We start from the raw sequence: 1,592 nt of genomic DNA on the forward strand, positions 1-1,592 counted from the left end.
TGTCTATCCCTAAAATCACTTGTCATTTTTTTGGTAGTTAAACGACTTTACTTGTCAATAAGTTCACAGTCACTCTGTATAGCTTGTCACCCCGTAATAAAGCATCAGAAAGGCTTGTCATTAGGCGCGGACAATGGATAATACCAGAGTGAACCATATTCTCGGCAAAGTCGGTCGGGGTTCGATCCCCCGACTGACTTTAGTGGACGATGGCTTAAAACCGTCGATCACCAATTCTCGGCACACAAAAGTACTGCTTGAGAAACTGACCGACAAGAATCAGCTCTCTTTTTTCCAAAGATTTTTCCCGGGCATTTCTCCTTTATAAACCTCCATAGGGTATTTCATCCCGATACTCATGTGAGGTCTTCGGTTGTTATAAAAGTCGACCATGCCTTTAATCTGCGTGTTGGCCTGTTCCCAGTCCTTGTACATTTCCTGTTCATATATCCATTCGACCTTGAAGATCCCGTTCTGCCTTTCTGCTATGGCGTTGTCCGTAGGCTCATACCTTTCCGTCATGCTTATCCGTATGTGATGGTCAATGAGACAGTCCACATAGGCGTCGCTGGCATATTGAGACCCTTTGTCGGAATGGTGTATGGTACCGCAAAGGTTTCCACCACCGGCTGTCCGTATCGCCATCCGCAAGGCTTCAATCGTGAACGAGGCCTCAAGGGTCTCTGACAGGCACCACCCCAGCACGGCATGAGAATAGGCATCGGTGACAAGGTGCAGGTACAATACATCTCCCAATATCCATACATACGTTATGTCCGACACCCATATATGGTTGGAATACATGGCTGTCAATCCTTTTACAAGGTTGGGATACTTCTTGTAAATATGTTTGGAATCCGTTGTGCGTCTACGTTTGTTTGGTTTGAGTTTGAAACCTTTTGAGTCATAGATTTTCAAGAACGAATCTCGGCCATGCGTCACGGAGTGCCCCAAATCCCTTTTTAATAAATGGAATAATTTGTAACCTCCGATTCGTGGGCAACATTGCCGATAGTAGCCAATCATGTCGGCAAGCAGTTTAACACGCTGCCTCTCTGATACTTCGTTTTTCATGTTGGCATAATACCATTGGCGTTTTTTACCAAACAGCCCGCAAAGAGTAGCCACGCTTTCACCTGGATACTCTTCGCGTAACGCCGTTACCGTTTGGCACCATCTTTTTTTAATATTGAGATGCCTTCTTCTTGTTCTGCTATCTCTATCATTTTCTCGAAGGCGCGGCTACGCATTTTCTCCAATTCCAAAGAGCGGCGTAATTCCTCTATACGCTTTTGAAGCTCTTCTGTTTGCGTCAATTCCGGTTGTTCCTTGGCCATATGGTATGCTTCTATTGTTGCTGATGACAAAGATAAACATTCGGATTCAATTGGATACTTTTTTAGCCAGTCATACAAACAAGATGGATTTATTGAATACTTCCTGGCTATCCCATTCTTGCTCGAACCGCTACTGTAATATTCGCGTAGCACAGATAACTTGAATGTCTCGCTGTGCTTTCTTCTGGACTTTTTTTCTTGCATTTTTATTCTTTTTTTGTCCAAAAAGTTGTCAAGCTATTTCAGGACAAGACA

2 protein-coding genes are annotated in these 1,592 nt (G+C 43.8%); both read right to left on the bottom strand.

The genetic code is table 11. The features are described from left to right. Positions 1–279 precede the first annotated feature (279 nt). A complete protein-coding gene (locus NBH15_RS29080; RefSeq protein WP_250824211.1) occupies positions 280–1,188 on the bottom strand; it encodes an IS3 family transposase in 909 nt (302 codons plus the stop codon). Continuing rightward, positions 1,161–1,541 (bottom strand): transposase, encoded by a 381-nt coding sequence (locus NBH15_RS29085; RefSeq protein ID WP_250824210.1) that lies wholly within the window; start codon positions 1,539–1,541, stop codon positions 1,161–1,163. Before NBH15_RS29085 ends, NBH15_RS29080 begins: the two co-directional genes overlap by 28 nt. Positions 1,542–1,592: the final 51 nt, after the last annotated feature.

Source organism: Parabacteroides caeci (assembly GCF_023656795.1).
GTDB classification, from domain to species: domain Bacteria; phylum Bacteroidota; class Bacteroidia; order Bacteroidales; family Tannerellaceae; genus Parabacteroides; species Parabacteroides segnis.